General features: G+C 50.4%; 25 protein-coding genes. 15 read left to right on the top strand and 10 right to left on the bottom strand.

The window, feature by feature from the left end:
- Positions 1-3 precede the first annotated feature (3 nt).
- The 7 genes from IPG80_RS13975 to IPG80_RS13945 all read left to right on the top strand — a co-directional run bounded on the left by IPG80_RS13975 (position 4) and on the right by IPG80_RS13945 (position 5,471).
- Positions 4-861: an EamA family transporter gene (locus IPG80_RS13975; RefSeq protein ID WP_345107874.1), complete on the top strand. Its 858-nt coding sequence runs from the start codon at positions 4-6 to the stop codon at positions 859-861.
- A 36-nt stretch (positions 862-897) separates the two neighbouring features.
- Entirely contained in the window at positions 898-1,317 is a 420-nt protein-coding gene (locus IPG80_RS13970; protein ID WP_345107872.1) for an NUDIX domain-containing protein, read from the top strand.
- Positions 1,318-1,501: 184 nt separating this feature from the next.
- The gene (locus IPG80_RS13965; protein ID WP_345107870.1) at positions 1,502-2,737 is read left to right on the top strand and encodes a PLP-dependent aminotransferase family protein; all 1,236 of its coding nucleotides are present in this window, start codon (positions 1,502-1,504) and stop codon (positions 2,735-2,737) included.
- Between the two features lie 303 nt (positions 2,738-3,040).
- On the top strand, positions 3,041-3,370 hold the full coding sequence (locus tag IPG80_RS13960; RefSeq protein ID WP_345107869.1) for a hypothetical protein: 330 nt from the start codon (positions 3,041-3,043) through the stop codon (positions 3,368-3,370).
- A 182-nt stretch (positions 3,371-3,552) separates the two neighbouring features.
- A complete protein-coding gene (locus IPG80_RS13955) occupies positions 3,553-4,536 on the top strand; it encodes a GAF domain-containing protein (RefSeq protein WP_345107868.1) in 984 nt (327 codons plus the stop codon).
- Between the two features lie 53 nt (positions 4,537-4,589).
- Positions 4,590-5,078, top strand: a complete 489-nt coding sequence (locus tag IPG80_RS13950; RefSeq protein WP_345107866.1) for a hypothetical protein — start codon at positions 4,590-4,592, stop codon at positions 5,076-5,078.
- Positions 5,079-5,471: a hypothetical protein gene (locus IPG80_RS13945; protein WP_345107864.1), complete on the top strand. Its 393-nt coding sequence runs from the start codon at positions 5,079-5,081 to the stop codon at positions 5,469-5,471. It abuts the gene before it with no gap.
- Here IPG80_RS13945 and IPG80_RS13940 read toward each other — a convergent pair.
- Complete coding sequence (locus tag IPG80_RS13940) at positions 5,400-6,137, bottom strand: VIT1/CCC1 transporter family protein (RefSeq protein ID WP_345107862.1); 738 nt, start codon at positions 6,135-6,137, stop codon at positions 5,400-5,402. The genes IPG80_RS13945 and IPG80_RS13940 overlap by 72 nt on opposite strands.
- A gap of 43 nt (positions 6,138-6,180) precedes the next feature.
- Here IPG80_RS13940 and IPG80_RS13935 point away from each other — a divergent pair, with 43 nt between their 5' ends.
- Complete coding sequence (locus IPG80_RS13935) at positions 6,181-7,188, top strand: alkaline phosphatase family protein (protein WP_345107861.1); 1,008 nt, start codon at positions 6,181-6,183, stop codon at positions 7,186-7,188.
- Positions 7,189-7,191: 3 nt separating this feature from the next.
- Here IPG80_RS13935 and IPG80_RS13930 read toward each other — a convergent pair whose 3' ends face one another.
- Positions 7,192-7,473, bottom strand: a complete 282-nt coding sequence (locus tag IPG80_RS13930) for a hypothetical protein (protein WP_345107860.1) — start codon at positions 7,471-7,473, stop codon at positions 7,192-7,194.
- A 214-nt stretch (positions 7,474-7,687) separates the two neighbouring features.
- Here IPG80_RS13930 and IPG80_RS13925 point away from each other — a divergent pair, with 214 nt between their 5' ends.
- The 3 genes from IPG80_RS13925 to IPG80_RS13915 are packed head-to-tail and all read left to right on the top strand — an operon-like array spanning position 7,688 to position 9,932.
- On the top strand, positions 7,688-8,011 hold the full coding sequence (locus IPG80_RS13925) for a Rieske 2Fe-2S domain-containing protein (protein WP_345107858.1): 324 nt from the start codon (positions 7,688-7,690) through the stop codon (positions 8,009-8,011).
- Positions 8,011-9,264 (top strand): hypothetical protein, encoded by a 1,254-nt coding sequence (locus tag IPG80_RS13920; RefSeq protein WP_345107856.1) that lies wholly within the window; start codon positions 8,011-8,013, stop codon positions 9,262-9,264. The genes IPG80_RS13925 and IPG80_RS13920 overlap by 1 nt, the downstream gene beginning before the upstream one ends.
- The gene (locus IPG80_RS13915) at positions 9,261-9,932 is read left to right on the top strand and encodes a class I SAM-dependent methyltransferase (protein ID WP_345107854.1); all 672 of its coding nucleotides are present in this window, start codon (positions 9,261-9,263) and stop codon (positions 9,930-9,932) included. Before IPG80_RS13920 ends, IPG80_RS13915 begins: the two co-directional genes overlap by 4 nt.
- 86 nt (positions 9,933-10,018) lie before the next feature.
- Here IPG80_RS13915 and IPG80_RS13910 read toward each other — a convergent pair whose 3' ends face one another.
- Positions 10,019-10,408, bottom strand: a complete 390-nt coding sequence (locus IPG80_RS13910; RefSeq protein ID WP_345107852.1) for a hypothetical protein — start codon at positions 10,406-10,408, stop codon at positions 10,019-10,021.
- A gap of 132 nt (positions 10,409-10,540) precedes the next feature.
- Between IPG80_RS13910 and IPG80_RS13905 the strand changes: the two genes are divergently transcribed.
- From IPG80_RS13905 to IPG80_RS13890, 4 genes are all read left to right on the top strand, one after another.
- Entirely contained in the window at positions 10,541-11,512 is a 972-nt protein-coding gene (locus IPG80_RS13905; protein ID WP_345107851.1) for a squalene/phytoene synthase family protein, read from the top strand.
- A gap of 151 nt (positions 11,513-11,663) precedes the next feature.
- Positions 11,664-12,098 carry a DUF3592 domain-containing protein gene (locus IPG80_RS13900; protein ID WP_345107849.1) on the top strand — a complete coding sequence of 145 codons (435 nt, stop codon included), beginning with the start codon at positions 11,664-11,666 and terminating at the stop codon, positions 12,096-12,098.
- A gap of 61 nt (positions 12,099-12,159) precedes the next feature.
- On the top strand, positions 12,160-12,540 hold the full coding sequence (locus IPG80_RS13895) for a hypothetical protein (protein ID WP_345107848.1): 381 nt from the start codon (positions 12,160-12,162) through the stop codon (positions 12,538-12,540).
- Positions 12,541-12,642: 102 nt separating this feature from the next.
- A complete protein-coding gene (locus IPG80_RS13890; RefSeq protein WP_345107846.1) occupies positions 12,643-12,879 on the top strand; it encodes a hypothetical protein in 237 nt (78 codons plus the stop codon).
- Between the two features lie 70 nt (positions 12,880-12,949).
- On the opposite strand, the gene IPG80_RS13885 is transcribed toward IPG80_RS13890, so the two are convergent.
- The 7 genes from IPG80_RS13885 to IPG80_RS13855 form a co-directional block, all read right to left on the bottom strand.
- The gene (locus IPG80_RS13885) at positions 12,950-13,657 is read right to left on the bottom strand and encodes a hypothetical protein (RefSeq protein ID WP_345107844.1); all 708 of its coding nucleotides are present in this window, start codon (positions 13,655-13,657) and stop codon (positions 12,950-12,952) included.
- The gene (locus IPG80_RS13880; RefSeq protein ID WP_345107843.1) at positions 13,650-14,429 is read right to left on the bottom strand and encodes a hypothetical protein; all 780 of its coding nucleotides are present in this window, start codon (positions 14,427-14,429) and stop codon (positions 13,650-13,652) included. The genes IPG80_RS13885 and IPG80_RS13880 overlap by 8 nt, the downstream gene beginning before the upstream one ends.
- Before the next feature lie 157 nt (positions 14,430-14,586).
- Positions 14,587-15,435: a hypothetical protein gene (locus IPG80_RS13875; protein ID WP_345107842.1), complete on the bottom strand. Its 849-nt coding sequence runs from the start codon at positions 15,433-15,435 to the stop codon at positions 14,587-14,589.
- 306 nt (positions 15,436-15,741) lie between these two features.
- Complete coding sequence (locus tag IPG80_RS13870; protein ID WP_345107840.1) at positions 15,742-16,131, bottom strand: hypothetical protein; 390 nt, start codon at positions 16,129-16,131, stop codon at positions 15,742-15,744.
- 159 nt (positions 16,132-16,290) lie between these two features.
- Complete coding sequence (locus IPG80_RS13865; RefSeq protein WP_345107838.1) at positions 16,291-16,647, bottom strand: AbrB/MazE/SpoVT family DNA-binding domain-containing protein; 357 nt, start codon at positions 16,645-16,647, stop codon at positions 16,291-16,293.
- A 12-nt stretch (positions 16,648-16,659) separates the two neighbouring features.
- Positions 16,660-16,917: a BrnA antitoxin family protein gene (locus IPG80_RS13860; protein ID WP_345107836.1), complete on the bottom strand. Its 258-nt coding sequence runs from the start codon at positions 16,915-16,917 to the stop codon at positions 16,660-16,662.
- Positions 16,907-17,345: BrnT family toxin (locus IPG80_RS13855; RefSeq protein ID WP_345107834.1), on the bottom strand; the 439-nt coding region annotated here is incomplete at its 5' end. The genes IPG80_RS13860 and IPG80_RS13855, both read right to left, overlap by 11 nt.

Genomic DNA, 17,345 nt, shown 5'->3' with positions numbered 1-17,345 from the left:
TCCATGCCGATTCTTGCACTAGTGATGTTGTTTCTATCTGCTTCGATGCACGCCTTGTGGAACTTCCTGCTCAAGAGTGCGGAGGAAAAATATGTTGCCATGGGGTGGCAAACCATCTTAAGTGGCATACTGGCGCTGGTGGTGGTGGTTTTCTATGCTGGTCTGCCGCCGCGTGATATGTGGCTGTTCGCCATCATCAGCATGCTGCTGGAAGCTATTTATTTTATTTTGTTGTGTATTGCTTATAGCGATCATGACTTTTCATTGATATATCCCATTGCACGCGGAGCGGCGCCCGCCTTGTTGGTGTTGTGGACGGCGATCTTTTTGCAAGAGAAGTTGACGACCGGCGGATATATTGGTCTGGCAATGATCACCATCGGTATGATGGTCATTGGCGCAACAGCGTTGCTGCAAAGTAAAGGCGAAAAGGTTCACCTGAAAGGCATCCTGACCGCGTTGACGGTGGCATTGATCATCTCCATGTACACTTTTATCGACGGCAAAGCAGTCCGCAGTGGACCCGCATTGCCGTATGGGCTGTCCATGTTCGTGATGGTTCCCTTCGTGACGACGCCCTACATCGCATATCACTATGGTATCGATTCATTCTCACGTGTTTGGAAGAAAAACAGAAATTATCTATTGATCGGCGGAGTTCTGGGACTCATCGCCTACATGTTGGCTTTATTTGCTTATACTTTTGCACCGCTCAGTTATTCGGGCGCGATCCGTGAGGTCAGTGCAGTGATCGGGGCACTGCTCGGCTGGCGCTTCTTGAAGGAGCAAATGGGCGGGGTGCGGGTGCTCGGCTCTGCCATTGTGTTTGCAGGGGTGATGGTCATTGCCATATTCGGGTAAGGATCGTTATTGGTTCGTTGATAAAAAGAGGTAAACATGCCAGATCAAGTATTCCCGGAACCCACAGTAGGGATCTTCATTTTCAATCAAGCCGGAGAAGTGTTGCTGCTAAAAAGCCACAAATGGCCCGGCAAGTATGTCGTGCCGGGCGGGCATGTGGAATTGGGTGAGCGGCTCGAAGAGGCGGCGATCCGTGAGGCAAAGGAGGAAACCGGGTTGGATATCTACGACCTGAAGTTCATCATGTTTCAACAGTTCATTCATGACCCGGCATTTTGGAAACACCGTCATTTCATCTTTTTCGATTTCGCCTGTAAGACCGATTCGCTCGAGGTGAAGCTTAATGATGAAGCGCAAGAATATGTCTGGGTCCAGCCGGAGGCGGCGCTTCAACTCGCTGTGGATACATACACACGGCTGTCCATCGAGAAAATCCTTGCAGGAAATTTGTCATAATTTTCAATACGCTTACAGTTACGAAAAACAGTTGCGCCCATCCCGGAAAATGAGTAAGATAAGGGTGCCATGAATGGATTTCTGGCTATACAACTTCCCGGCATGTTCATGCCATGAATCAGCAAGCCTGATGGGTACCCGTGTACCTGTCAGGCTTTTTTTATCTTTTTACCAAGGAGTAAGAATGCAGACACCCTGGGAGTATCGCTTCGCCCACCGCACACAAAAAATGGGAAGCTCGGTCATCCGTGAGTTATTGAAGTTCACAGAACAGCCCGATCTTATTTCTTTTGCAGGCGGGCTGCCCGCACCGGAGGTATTTCCGGTTGAGCAGTTCCAGGAGGCATGTAACCGCGTGCTGACGGAACATGGAGCGCAGGCTTTGCAGTACAGTACGACCGAGGGCTATCGCCCATTGCGTGAGATGATCTCGCGGCATACAGACCGTTATAAAGTTTCGGTAACACCGGAAAATATTATGATCACTTCCGGGTCGCAGCAGGCACTGGATTTTATCGGCAGGTTGTTCATCAACCGCGGCGACTACATTGTGGTTGAGTCACCGACCTATCTTGGGGCGTTGCAGGCGTGGAATGCATATGGAGCTCAATATATTTCCGTGCCCGCAGACGAGAACGGCATGATCGTGGAAGAATTGGAGAACGCGCTGCGGGTCGGACCGAAATTTATCTACGTGCTCCCGAACTTTCAAAATCCCTCCGGTTCAACTCTCAGCCTCGAACGCCGTAAACGCTTGGTGGCGCTCGCCGACCAATATGGTGTACCGATCATCGAAGACGACCCATATGGTCAATTACGCTACGACGGAGAGCACCTGCCTTCGGTGGTATATCTGGATGCACAATATCGCAACGATGGCAACCATGAATATACAGGCAATGTCATCTATCTCAGTACGTTCTCAAAACTGCTGGCGCCGGGGCTGCGACTGGCATGGGTGGTGGCACCGCCAAAGGTCATTCAAAAACTGGTGATGACCAAACAAGCCGCGGACCTGCACACCTCGAGTTTCAATCAACAGGTTGCTTATGAAGTGGGCAAAGGCGGATTTCTGGATGAGCATGTGAAGGTCATCCGCGCCACGTACAAGGAACGCCGCGATGTGATGCTTGAAATGATGGACGAGATGTTCCCCTCCGAAATGCGCTGGACTCATCCACAGGGCGGCATGTTCCTGTGGGGCATGATGCCCGAAGGTGTGGATGCGGCGGAAGTTTTGAAGATCGCCATCGAACGCAAGGTGGCGTTCGTGCCGGGCGCAGCCTTCCACCCGAACGGTGGCGGCGCAAACACCATGCGTCTCAACTTCTCGTATTCTTCACCGGATCTGATCCGCGAGGGTATTACCCGACTTGGCACTACTCTCAAAGAAGCCCTGCAAAAGAACGGCAAACACTAACCTCGCATCTGTTCGTTCTATCATTACCGTCAGAAAACAAAACTCACCTTCGAACCTCCTGGGTTTGGGTGAGTCTTGTTTTAAGAGCAAATGAAACGACTGTCCTTTTCACATTTATGTCTACAAGGCAGTTCAAAATCCTTCTCACGCCTGTCTGTACCATGTGCAGACAGGCGTGAGATTTTTAGATAAGGTCTAGTACCAAAAGTGGATGGATTGATTCTGCGCCAAAGGGTTTAATTCGCCCATCGAGATCAACTCAACGATTTAATCGTACCAGTTGGGAAAACAAAAGGAGAATTTATGTTTCCACTAAAGATCAATGGCATCACCTATAACAGCTATCAGGAACTTCCCCCAGCCGAAAAGGAAGATTACGACAAAAAGATGGGGCTGGCGGGAGACAGGAACGGAAACAACCTTCCTGATTTTATGGATGGTGAATTTGCCCAAAGCATCTGGAATGCCACCCGGGCAGGTTTTGTGCTCAGAGGAAAAACGTACGCCAGCCTGGACGAAATGCCCGCCGACATGCGCGCTGAAATGATTACTGCCTTTAATAATTTATGGAACAATGGCATGCCGCACCCGATCGCTTACGAACTGATCTACAAAAAAAAGATCACCGCCTGATAAACACCACAACATAACTTCAGCAAAAGACCCGTCTCGCCAGGCGGGTCTTTTGCTTTGATCTGCAATCTCAAATATGCGATCAACACATAAAAACTCTCTGCTCGAGAATTCCTTTACGAGTCGTTAATCAGCGGTTCAAAACCGGTTAAGTATGGGTCTTTATAATCCCGGTACAAATCATGAGAATTTCTCAGGTTCCACATTACTTCAATATTTTCCCAACAGGCAATATCCCTGTGCCAGTCTGCATCGGTGACCTGCCCATGTCGGACTATATCGTTTCGGATAATGTCATGACCGACGAAGTAGCGGATTATCTGGATGCAAATCCGCTAGTACCTGGCGCGATCCTCATTCGAGATAACCATCTGACAGGCATGATCCCCCGTGGAAAAATGTTCGAACGCTTGGGGCGGCGATATGGTGTGGAATTGTTCCTGCGAAAGCCGATCTGCGAAATGCGCAACGAATTAAAGGTGGAAGCGCTGACTCTCAAGGGACATCTTTCGATCAATCTGGCGGTTAAACTTGCACTCAGCCGCAGCCAGGAACAAATTTACGACCCGGTTATTGTGGAATTCGAAAACGGTGAGATGCGTCTCCTTGATATCTATCTATTGCTTCTCAGCCAATCCCAGTTATCGAACAACCTGAGCGGAATCGTCAGTTCATTAAATACAATAGAAATGATGCTGGCAAATGACCGCGCCAATTCCATTAATATTCTGGATCTCATCATGGAGAGCCTTGCCAAAGTGGTTCCAGCCCATCATGCCAGACTGGTTATTCAACACCACGAGGGCATCAGCATGCTCCACAGCAATCACATTATGTACCATATTGAACCCCTCGAACTTAATTCAATCTACCGCTCGGTACTCGAAATGAAACAACCTATCACACTGGAAGATGTGAACCTCGTTCCAGCATGGATCAATCTGGACACCCCCCGCAATACCCGCTCTTGGATCGGCGCCCCAATTATGGATCAAACAGGGGCAATTGGCTTGATCTCTCTCTCAAGAAACACATTCTCCCCTTTCACACCCCATGAAAAAGAGATATCACTGGTTTTCTCACGTTATCTCGGAAAATTATTTGAAAACCATACCCGGCAAATGGAAAAAAGACTTGCATTTCAAAGAAAATATCAAGTGCAATAGTTTTTTCAATGACTTCTGCGTGTAAAATTGGTGGACATTCGAAGGAGAAGCGCATGTCCACCATCCTCTTTAACGGCAAGACCTATAACAGTGTCGAAGAAATGCCCGCCAATGAAAGGCAGGCATTTGAGCAAGTGTCAAAAATGTTCGTGGATGAGAACGGCAACGGCATCCCGGATTTCCTTGAAGGAGACCTGGTCCAAAATGTGCTGGCTGCCCACTCTACAAAAACACAGATCAGTGTGAACGGAAAAACCTTTCACACTCTCGAAGACCTACCGCCTGACCTGCGCCAAAGCGTGGATACGGCATTTCAATTCCTTGCAAAGTCAGGCGTTCTCTCTGCAACGCCGGTTGCACAACAGACTCCACCTCCTCCGCAGGAGCCGCTACAGTCCAAACCGTTCTTATCCCAGCAGACCGCTTCTGCGATTGAAGAAGAACCCGCCCGGAATATTTTTTCACTGGTGCTGGGCGGCATTGTCCTGTGTTTTGCCGTCGTCTCAGCGACCATAGCCATCTTATATTTTGCAGGCAGATAGATGAAACTCATTCTGCTGTACACCCTGATCGCAGGCGTGGTTTCCGCGCTCACGGCACCCATCCCCGGAACATCCCTGCTTTTAACAGCATTAGAGGTGTACATGATCGTACACCTCTCAAAAAACAACGAAGCCAAGCTGGGGTTAAAAGAGATCGGCTATTCTGCCATGGCTCTATACGGACTTTCCACCGTCCTGAAAGATGCCGCGCTTGAGATCCTGACCTTTATCCCTGTCATCGGCTGGGCAGCCGAAGTGATCGTGGCAATGCTCTTTGTCTTCTTTCTGGGAATGCTGGCAAACCTATACTTCAGCAAACCATCACGGCAGGGGCGGAACCTTGAGAACCACACCGACCAGGTATCCAGCCATCGCACTGATCGTACCAATTAACATCATTTCCATACCACTGCGCATGGGTCTGCCTACCGTCACCCGCGCCTTGTAAAAACCGATCGCAAACAAGACCAACGCTGTCACCAACACAGACATCCACATACTCGTCGCCACTGGCAGGAACATGAACGGTACGATCGGCACCAGCGAGCCGATGATGGCAGAAAGCCCCACCACCCAGGCAGCTTTCCTGGCAGAGCCGCGGTCCACCGGTGAAAGTTGATGCTCCTCCGCCATCATCACCGCCACCCAGACATCATTGTTGGCAGTGATCGTTTCCACGATACGATCCAGCAATTCCCCGCTAAACCCTTTGCTTTCATAAATATCGCGGATCTCTTTCTTCTCGAGGGTTGGCGCCTCTTGAATATGACGAAACTCCCGCTCGCGCTCACTCTGATACAGATCCGCATCAGCGAGCGTGGTCGTGAACGCCACCGCGCCCATCGAAATGGACTCAGCAAAAGTCGTGGCGAGCCCTGCCACCAGCACCACACGTGCATCATTTGTCGCCGCCGCGATCCCCAGCACCACGCCGAGGACGTTGACCAATCCATCTTGCGCACCCAGGATAAAGTCTGAAAGACCCGAACCGCGCTTGTGCGGATCAATATTATTATGATGAACAAGCTCTTCATGTAATGTTCTAGGTGTTGTATCCATACATCGATAATACTCCATCTGCAAAAGTATTTATAATGGACAAATGTCACACATAAAACTTATTGTTATTCTTTGTATCGCATCGTTAGCCTGTCAACTGCAAGCCATGCCAATCCAGCCAACTGAAACGCCGACGCAAACGCCCACAGCGACTCTCCCTCCCACCGCCACAGCAACCCTCACACCTTCCATCACGCCCATACCATCCCCAACGGGGACACCCGCGCCTCCTGCCCGCCGGGTATTGATCCTCTCCATTGATGGTTTCCGCCCCGATGCCATTCCGCTTGCGCCGATGCCCTTTCTGACATCCCTATTGGCTCAATCTGCCTATTCCCTCACCGCGCAGACGGTCTACCCCAGCGTCACACTCGTCTCGCATACTTCCATGCTCAGTGGACAATGCCCCGCCAAACACAAAGTGGACTGGAACGACTATATCCCTGCGAACGGTTACGCCCAGGTCACCGACCTCTTCGATGTCGTTCACACGGCTGGCATGCAAACTGTGATGTATGTAGGCAAGGAAAAGTTACGTCAGATCACCGAACCTCCAAGCACCGATATTTTCAAGTTCATCAACGACCGCGATCTCGTTATCACCGATGACCTCATTGCAAACTTCCCCGCTGACTTTCGCTTGATGTTCGTACACTTCCCCACCACCGACTGGATGGGACACGAATACGGCTGGCTCTCCGGCGAGCAGCTCAGCGTCCTTTTCCGCGCCGACCAGGCACTTGAAAAGCTCGTGACAGAATTGAACAATCGCGGCTTGATGAGCGAAACACTGTTTATCATCACTGCCGACCACGGCGGACACGCCACCACTCATGGCACCAGCCTATACGAAGACATGACCATTCCGTGGATCGCATTCGGCGCGGGCATTCACCCTGCCGCGTTGACCTCACCCATCACCACCGTAGATACTGCTTCCACCGCCGCTTTCGCGCTTGGGCTGCCCATTCCAGCCGAATGGGACGGCGTTCCCATCTATGAAGCGTTTGGTTTACCAGTGGAAAGAACTTCTGTAGGCTGCAGCCATTGATATTCACCCCGCTGGCGGCGCGTACGACTCCAAATACCCGCAGTCTACACAGCGAAACGTGACCACCGCCAACCGCGGACCCACACGACGCTTCCCTACAGATTCACGCCCTAGAAATTTATCGACAGCATCCAGTGTCTTTTGCCAGTATTCCCTCACCCGTTCCTTCTCTTCGATCACATAATCATCGGAAAGCTGGAACAGGTCTTTCTCAAAATTCAAGCCTTCCTCCATCACACCCGAACATTTTGGGCACACAGTTGGAACCATAAATTTATTCGTCATTGAGGTTCTCCTTCTTTCAAAAGATATTTCGATTCTCAATCCTCCGTCAAATTATCACAAACCCCCGAAAGAACTATCTCCAGTCGACGCTCCCCATACCTATGGTGGAGCGTCGGCTTACCCCTTTTGGGGGAGTGTCTTTTATTGCCCATCCCCATCCTCTTCGCTATACTCCAGCCGTCGTTGCATATATCTTAATCGTATGAGGTTTAGCATGCTGATGGAAAAGACCGCCATTGAGATCGAAAAGAATAACGTCCCGGAAGGTGGGATCCTTGAGCTGGAACAGGACGGCGTGGAAGTTGCCGTCTGCAAGGTGGGACAAGCCTTTTACGCCTTTCACAACAACTGCACCCATGAAGATTGGAAATTAAGCGACAGCTACATGGTGGACGGACATATCGTCTGCTCACTGCATGGCGCCATGTTCGACCCGCAAACCGGCATCTGCAAACGCGGACCCGCCTGCGACCCGCTGCTTACATACAAAGTCACCGCCGAGGGTGAAAAATTATTCATAGACCTGGAGAACTCTTAATGAGCCACAAACTGCATGATGTCTTCCCAACTTTAAAAGTATATGTCCCCGCGGTTTTGCCTGACCAACGCCTGAACGACGCCATCCTTGGGCTTGACCAGCTGGATAAGGAAACCCTTGCCCATGTTGCCAAAGTGGCTGGGAATGCCGACCAACTGCTAACCCATTTTGGCAGTCAAGTGGTGACTCTGCCCGAGATGCCCGGTTTATTCGCCCCGCTGCAACGCTCATTACACGCTTTGTTCGCCCACGTCCATGCAGATTATCAAGCACTCACCCAGCGCGCCACCGACAAGACCAGCGAAGAGACCGTCCGCTGGCAGCTACCGGAGGGCACATCCGAACTGCATAATGGATACAACGTCTGCGATCACTACTTCCGTTTTGTGCGTGTACGCGATATGCAGGCACGAGAATGGCTTGGTACGCTGACCTTTGTGACACTTGCCACGGTCGAGGACCTGCCATACACCTTACTAAATTGGGACGAAGTCATTTCACTGCTGGCAGCCATCACTGAAATGTTCGCATGGGCGTTGCCAGAAGGCATGGACCCCGCACCCAGCTCAGAGAGTGAATCCCTGCCGCTTGCCGCAGAGACCAAGCCGTTATGGCAGAGCGAAGCGGAAAACGTCGGGCGCACCGTTGCGATCGCTTATTACCGTCTGCTCATCGGTCACCATATCTGGCAGCATATCAACATCGTTGGGCGTGAATGTTTCGAGCATAGCGCCGAGGCTTTTGAAAAAGGTGATGACGAAGAAGGCACACGCTGGCTATTCAAAGCCACACGCCTCTTCCGCGGCACGACTGCCAGCATGTGGTACGCCAGTATCTTCCCGCTGCAAACCTATCAGACCGAGCTGCGTCCCACCATGGTCGAGACCGATAGCATCGATGCCCAGCAACAGCACCTGACCTACAACCTGCTCAAACACGGAATCAAACGGTTCAAGACCGTCATGGAAACCCGCGTTACCAACAACCAGCCGCTGCACTCAGAACAGACCTATACCATCCTCAAACAGTTCCACGAATATTATGTGCAAGACATGGAGCAGCACATTCTGGTCGCTTCTTCCAAGGTCGGGTTGGATGCCTCTCTCGCGCAAAAGATCTGGCAAAGCAAACTACCTGCCAATGTACGCGCCAAGAACGCCATGGACCTGCTGCGCGATATGGCAGGCTTGCGCCGTAAAGACTGGCAAAAAGTATTAAGCATCCCGGTAGCCGAACCTGAGGTGAGCGCATGATGATGGACCGCATCCTCGAACCCGAACTGATGGAAGATATGGAGCAGGCGATCGCCTATGCCCATGCGGATTTTTCAAGCTCGCATCAAATGCGTGTGACGTGGTTCCATCAACGCTTCGGCATGGGTTCCGCGCCCGCTTCCATTCTGGACCTGTGCTGCGGCGGCGGTGACATGACCTTTCGCTTCGCCCGAGCCTTTCCAAATGCGCGCATCGTCGCCGTGGATGGTTCACAAGCCATGCTCGATATTGCCGCGCAAGATGTAAAAGCCGAACCGGAACTCACCAAACGCATTCGATTTATAAAAGCCTTCTTACCCAACGATGACATCCCCCAGGAAAATTACGATCTGGTGATGTCGCACAGCGCTTTGCATCATTTCCATGATCCACTGGCGCTATGGGAAACCATCCGCGCCCATACTCACCCAGGGACGATGGTCTTCGTCTCAGACCTGCGACGTGTGGAGAGTGTTGAAACCGCACAACGTATCGTCCGCGAACGCGCCGGAAGTGAACACCCGATCTTACAGAACGATTTTGCCGCATCCTTGTGTGCCGCTTTCACCATCAGTGAAGTGCGCGAACAGCTCAAAATAGCTGGCTTGCCCTCCCTGCGTGTCGAAACGGTTGGAGATGTGTATATGTTGATCCATGGTGTGATCTAAGACCTGCAAAAACAGAACGAACTCCCCCGAAACGTTTCGGGGGAGTTCGTTCTTAAACCATAAATCAGCACGATCTAAAAATTTATTTACATGCCTACGTATCCAGACGCGATATCAACAGCTTCGGCAAGTGAATCTGTGAATGCCAGGCTGCTCTGCCGCACGAACTGATAATCTAAGCCATTCTCTTGAGTGGGAGTATATACTTTTTTCCAGACTTCCACTTGATACCTGCCATCCGTACGTTGTTTGATCACCGCCCGCAACAGACCATCCGTTGAAGTGACCGTCTGCACATCTTTCGCCGCAGACGTACTGATTGAATGTCCATACCCGCCCCAAAAGGATGCGACCATGATACTGCCTCCCAATACAACGAGCAATGCCCCGAACAAGGCATTCCCCATGATCAAGCTTATTACGGCGAGTCCCATCAGCAGGGAACCCAACAGGAATGAAGGTTTCTTTCTATGCATACAGTGAATTTTCATGGATAGTTCTTTTTTGCGCCAACCCCCGAAAGAACTAGGGCAAAAGAGGCATAAAAAAACACGACGAAATGAACCAAGACGGGTTATAAATGGCAATCCATAGTATTGAGGTTAAATATGAATTCCAAGGATCTGCTGAGAACTGCAAGCCGCACGTTTGCCATTGGCATTGAACGGCTGCCGGGGGTGCTGTGCGAAGCTACCACCATTGCCTATTTATTGTTACGCGTATCTGATTATCTTGAAGATAATGAAGAGATGGAAACCGACCAAAAAGTTGGGCTGTTAAATCTCTGGGTCAACATCCTGCGTGAAGAAGCCGATATCGAGACGCTCACCCGTCAATTCACCCACGCCGATACCACCAATCCCGACGCCATCGTTGCCCAGCACTCCAAAGAGATCCTGCTGCAAATGCGGTCTTTGCCGTACGCTGTGCAGGAGATCATCGTGCGGCACGTCATTCACAGCACCCAGGGCATGGCACGCTGGACCCAGATCGGTCCCAACGTGGCGGACGAAAAAGAAATGGACGACTACATGTTCGAAGTTGCCGGGCGGGTTGGGTACCTCGTCACTCAGTTATTCGCCTGGTATTCGCTCCCCATCCGTCGCAAGGAACAGGAGATCATGCCGCTGGCACGCGAGTTCGGTCTCGGGTTGCAGACGGTGAACGTCATCCGCGGCTTGCGCGAAGACTTTGAACGCGGCTGGGTATACGTGCCAAAGAAATTTCTAAGTGAAATAGGGCTGACGAAAGAACAACTCTTCGACGCGGAGAACCGCGAACGAGCCTTGCAAGTGCTGGATATGCTGACCGATAAAGCAGAACGTCACCTGCGCGAAGCGTTGAAGTATGTCAAATCACTGCCGTGGTGGCAGCATGGGATCCGACTGGGCTGCATCTTCCCGCTCATGTTCGCCATCCGCACGCTGGCAGTCTGCCGCCGCAATGCACAGGTCTTTGAGAGCGAAGCGAAGATCACACGTGCCGATGTAAAAAAGATCGTACTGGATTCCACGTTGTGGGGCTGGTCGAATCTATGGTTGGATAAATATTATCAAGAGTTGAATACGGTTAAGAGCTGATCTCATTCTTTGAAACAGAAAATGCCCTTTTTGAATACAAAAGGGCATTTTCTGTTTTCGGCACCCACCCCGCTCACTAGCCCAATGCTCAAGAACAAAGGCAGGGTATCGTTACACACCAGGCAGGGTTTTCATCTCAAGGAGAAGAAGTATGACAGAGAACATCCCCAACGGACAAAAGCCAAAGAAAACCAGCAACCAGACGTTCATCATCATCCTTGCGCTGGTCTTTTCGTGTTTGGTAAGTTTTATTTTTCTATTCGATGTGAACGGAACCAAATTACTTCAAACCACGTTGAAACTGCAGTTCAACGGTGTCGTCACCACCGGAACGGTCAGCGAAACCAAGGAGATCCCAAACAGAAACCTGGCATTCCCCAGTTCCGATTATCAACTAACCGTGAGCTTTGAGGTGGATGGGCAGACCTACACAACGCTCAGCAACATCTACTATCCGCCGCAAGATGGTGATTGGGTGGGCGAACCCATGCAAGTGATCTACGACCCCACAAACCCAAACACTGCACTGATCAACAACTTCAACGAACGCTGGATGTTCCCACTGGGAGATGCATTGCCTGATTAAAAAATGCCTAGTATCGAAATGATAAAATGATTCCCATCTTATTGGTAAAGAGGAGCGCAAGATGAAAAACGATGCCGTGCTTCCAATCACCCGTGCCATCGCGGGCGTTGTAGTTCTATTTCTAGTCACAGCTTTTGTGATCTTATTCTTCCTGCCAGACCGAACAGGCAGCTTATTCGCCTGGGCGATCAAACCGCATATGTCGTCCATGTATTTTGGAGCAGCCTATTTGGGCGGCGCGTGGATCCTTGCCAAAACCGCCATCGGCAAACGCTGGCATCGTGTGCAAGCCGTCTTCCCGGCGGTGACCGTCTCAGATGTGGTCGCCCTCTGCATGGGAACGCTTTTCACTCGGCACAATTCCATTCATTGCCTGGCTAATTCTGTATATCGTTTCACCCTTTTTGATCCCAGCTCTTTGGGTCTACAACCGACGCACTGACTCATCGAACCGTGGTGACCGTCCCCGGTCCTCTGGGACCCTCTCTGTCTCGTACACTTATTCCCGCCTGTCCCCAGGCTCACTCGCCGCGGCTGGCTTTCTGTGATCGGCACCGGCGCTGTGATGATCTCCCTCGACCCGCGTTGGACAGGCTGGCGTGCCATCCTTGAGGGCATCTTCATCGCATACTGCCTGATCTTCCTCGCCGCATTCATGAATCCGGCAGATTTCAAGACAGGCATATTCAATTGGTACACCATGCTCATGGCAGCTATGCTGATCGCGATCTTCGTTTTTTACGGCATTATGGAATCGCGCAGGCGCAAAGAAATTAAATAAATAATCCTTCCCACTCCCCACACATCACAAAGGGAGAAGGAAGGATTTTCTTTTGCATACAGTCTTTTTTTTACTTCAACGCCCGCCGCAATTTCTCGGCGACCGTGCGCAGGGACTTAATGCGTGCAAAGTATTTATCGTTGGCTTCCACCAACGTCCAGGGGGCATCGGGGGTGCTGGTTTTCAGAAGCATTTCTTCGGCGGCGATGATGTAGTCTTCCCATTTGCCGCGATTGCGCCAATCTTCATCGGTGATCTTCCAGGTTTTGTAATGGGTGCGGGTACGCTCTTTGAAGCGGCGCAGTTGTTCCTGTTTGCTGATGTGCATCCAGAATTTAAAGACGATCGTGCCAGCCTCTGTAAGTTGACGCTCGAACTGGTTGATCTCGCTATAGGCGCGGCGCCAATCCGCTTCGGTGCAAAAGCCTTCCAGCCGTTCCACCAGAACCCGTCCATACCATGAGCGGTCAAAGATGGCGATCTGCCCCTGCTCGGGTAAACGCCGCCAGAAGCGATATAGGTAGTGACGCTCTTTCTCTTCGCCAGAGGGGGCAGCGATCGGCCATACGACATACCCACGTGGATCCATACGTTCTGTGAGACGTTTGATCGCACCGCCCTTGCCTGAAGCGTCCATGCCTTCATAGACGATCACCACCGGGCGCTTCTGTGCATAGACTTGAAATGCCAGTTCATGCAGCTCAGCCTGCAATGATTTAAGCTGCTTGTTGTATTCTTCGCGTTCGAGTACCAGATTAAGATCGAGTCGCTCAAGCATTGACGGCTCCTTTCATTTCCTTGGTTGCACGCGGACGTTTAGGCTTTGTCCCTGAAGAGGCAGGTAACCCCAGGCGGGCTTCAAGGGAGGCAATGATGGTTTCAAACACTTTGATGCGCATGTAATATCGGTCGGCGGCTTCCACGATCGTCCAGGGAGAGTGAGGCGAATCGGTCCGTGCGATCATATCTTCGACATAATTGGTATATTTTTCATAACGCTTGTTTTGCAGCAAGTCTTCCTCACTGACCTGCCATGCGGTCAACTTGTCTTTGCTCAATTTCTTAATACGCTTCTTCTGGTCGGCTTCGCTGATGTGCAGCCAAAACTTCAAGATGACCGTTCCATCGGCGCTGAGCATCTCTTCAAATTCGGCAATGTCTTGATAGGCGGCGCGCAGATCATCTTTGTCGACCGTCTTGTTCAGCCTGTCGATCAAGACGCGGCGATACCACGACGTATCGAAAGCGACCATTTGCCCGCGGGCAGGGATCTTTTGCCAGAAACGCCACATCCACGGATAACGCGTCTCCGCTGTGCGCGGCGGCGTGATGGGTACCACGCGAAAACCGCGCGGGTCCAGCCGTTCCGCGAGCAGACTGATCAGGCGTCCCTTGCCTGTAGCAGCCCACCCTTCGAACACAATAATGACCGGAATTTTCGCATCAAAGACCGCATGCTCCAATTCATAGAGCCTCTGCTGCAAAGGGCGCAGTCGTTTTTTATATTCCTCCTGCGGCAAAGCCAATTCAAGGTTGACGTATTCAAGCATGGCAGACTCCCGTTCGTTGGTTTGATAACTTGATCATCTTATCGGTTATTTTACCCTCCCCGGTATCGTTTATAAGGAATACATATTATTGCAGAACAAATCAAAAGACCCCGCCGAAGATCTGGCGGGGTCTTTTGATAAAGGGGATGTTGACGACTTAATTACAATACGTGACTGTTCCAGTGACCATACCGGAACTGCCATTGGCATTCACAGCCTGCACGCCGTAAGTCACGCTCGGAGATGTAGGCAGTAAAACGGTGAAGGTCTCTGAAAACTTTTGTGTATTGGCTGGCAACGTGGTGTAAAAGGCGCCGTCTTTGAAGATATTAAAACCGGTCTCATTGCTGGACGCATCTGACCATGTAAATTGGACAACCATCTTAAAGCTTGGGAAAAGGTCATCAGGCTTCGTGAGGGTGGTGCACTGACGGGTAATATCCGCATTGGTGGGCGCGGCAGGCGGAGGCGCGGCGGGCTGCGAAACATCCTCCTCTTCGTCATCATTCGAATTTGAATTATTAGATTGGTTCGAATTGCCGGATTGACTCGAGTTATTCGAATCCGAGCTCTGTGCAACTGGTGCTGGCGGAGGTGTGATCTCAGGCAATACACTGGCATCGCCTACGAGGACTGCGTATTGACCCCACAACCAACAAGTGCCGCCCGTGGGCATTGTGATGATCCAATATCCTTTTGGCGAGTACTTGCCCACTACATCAAAGTCGCTGCCTGGCTGCACGACCATCAAGAGTTGATAGACCACATCTGGACCAGTACGGCAATTGGTAGCCGTGCTGACAGAAACTTTGACTGTCTTTGGAGCCGTTGTTGCGGTAGCTGTGGCAACAGTATCCCCCGTACTTAATTCGGTGGGTGCTTCTGTTGCATTGACCGGTTCTTCTGTCGCATCGGTCTGCACTTCTGCGGTTGTTGGCAGGTTACACGCGAATGCTGCAATGGCAAGAATGGTGATTAACATAACGATGGGGTGTTTTTTCTTCACGATGATTACTCCATATAATTTGATCGGTTCAAATTATATGGAGAACAAGCAAGATCAACATCCCACAATGGATGGATGACTTTCGGCTTTATCACAAATGCCCCCAAATTCCCATTGCATAAAGAAGCTGGCTGGATTCATTCAAAATATAAATTATCCGATTTGCCTACAGGGTGCTTCGTAAGGTTGTGGAGGGGAGTGAACAGCAAAAAATACCCTCTCGCAAAGGAGAGGGGCAAATAGAGAAACTTGATTATGACGCCAATCAGGGAGAGATCCCACAGACTTATTCGATCATTATTCTTATCAGGAAGTGGGTTTCAACCCTGTTGCTCGAAACACCAACCAATAAAACCATGCCGCAAAAACAATATAAACCAGAGTCACAATTAACATTAATGGGCTAAACCCGACGAACAAATTCTTCGCCAACAATACCGCCCCAGAAAAGAAGTGGCTGAAATTCGCCAGCGACACGGGTCGCGCATAGATGCCGCCGATGGCACTATCTTTTGCCGTCCAGTTCATGATCGCAAAGCCAAAATATAACGCACCCATTAATTGCACCAACACGGAGGCTGCCTCTGTCACCACCACACCCTGCATGGACAGCAACACATCCGGCATGAACAGGGCGCATATCCCTGCTGCTGCCATGATAAGGCTGCTGGAGGTCATGAGTAGTTTTGTGTTCATTGAAAATTCTCCTCGTTTTAAGTTGAAGCAATTATCCTGCATTTTCACCATCACCCAAGCATTGACTTGGAACCTCAGCGCCCATCCACAGAACAGCAACCAAAAAAAATACCTCCTCCTTTAGCCGATCACGGCAACCATCAGGGAGAGGGAACTGGCTTAAGTTGAATTCCCAGCAAGCCGCTTATCTCTTTGCTTTTCAAGTTCCCGATCTTGTTTTAGATCATCTGCCATAGAAGAACCACCTTTCAAAAATCCATATCCTTTTTTGATAGGGTCATCTTCTTTAGAGTGCAGCAGTGGAATTAAGACCAAGACACCATCTTGAACATCCAATCGTAAAAGTGCTCCTGCACTGATGTTCAATCGCTCTCTAATGTGACGCGGGAGAGTGATTTGGTTTTTCGCGTTGAGTTTTACGGAAAGGCGCTTAATAGCTGTAGTTCGAGCCTTCTTAAGAATTTTTTCTTCTTTCAAGAAATCATCAAAGTCGCTTCCGATATGCTTTTTGTTCATAAGCATCCATTTCTATTGAGAAGCACTTTGCAATTCTTCACGGACAACACGCCGAAGAATAACCTCAATGGGCTCCTCTTGCTGGTGGATAAACTCCCGTAAGGCGTTATTGATCAATGTCTGATAATTACCGCCACCTGATTCTTCGACTTGATTTCGGAACCAGTCCAAAACATCATCATCGAGACGAATGGTGATACGAGTTTTTCCCTGCGGCGCGCGGACAACGGCTCCGCGTTTGCCTTTGCTAAAGTTATATTCACTCTTCATGTTCTTCTTGTGCCTCATATTCAGCCTTTTCAAGGGCTGTAGCCTTCCTCGCGGAGATGAGTCGGATAAGTACTCCGCGAAACGTATAAACAACGACCAGAATCCTTCGAAGAAAATCTCTACCCAGCGTGATGAAGCGGTCTTCACTTTCATGCTCATCTTCGATGGTGATGGCGTTTTCATCTTCAAAAATGCCTACTGCATCAGAAAATTTGACACCATGCTTCTTGTAATTTGATTTTGCCTTTTTAGGATCCCATTCGTAGTTCATGGATATATTATATGCACAAATGTACACAGACGCAACCTCTCCCCGCCTCCCCTGAAGGGGAGGAGCTAAAACCAACCCACCACCCAAACATTGACTTGGAACCTCATCGTCCATCCACAGAACAATAAAAAAAAATACCCTCTCCTGAAGGAGAGGG

The sequence above is a fragment of the Candidatus Villigracilis vicinus genome (genome assembly GCF_016702885.1).
Lineage (GTDB): Bacteria > Chloroflexota > Anaerolineae > Anaerolineales > Villigracilaceae > Villigracilis > Villigracilis vicinus.
This window is presented reverse-complemented; position numbering and strand designations above follow the sequence as displayed.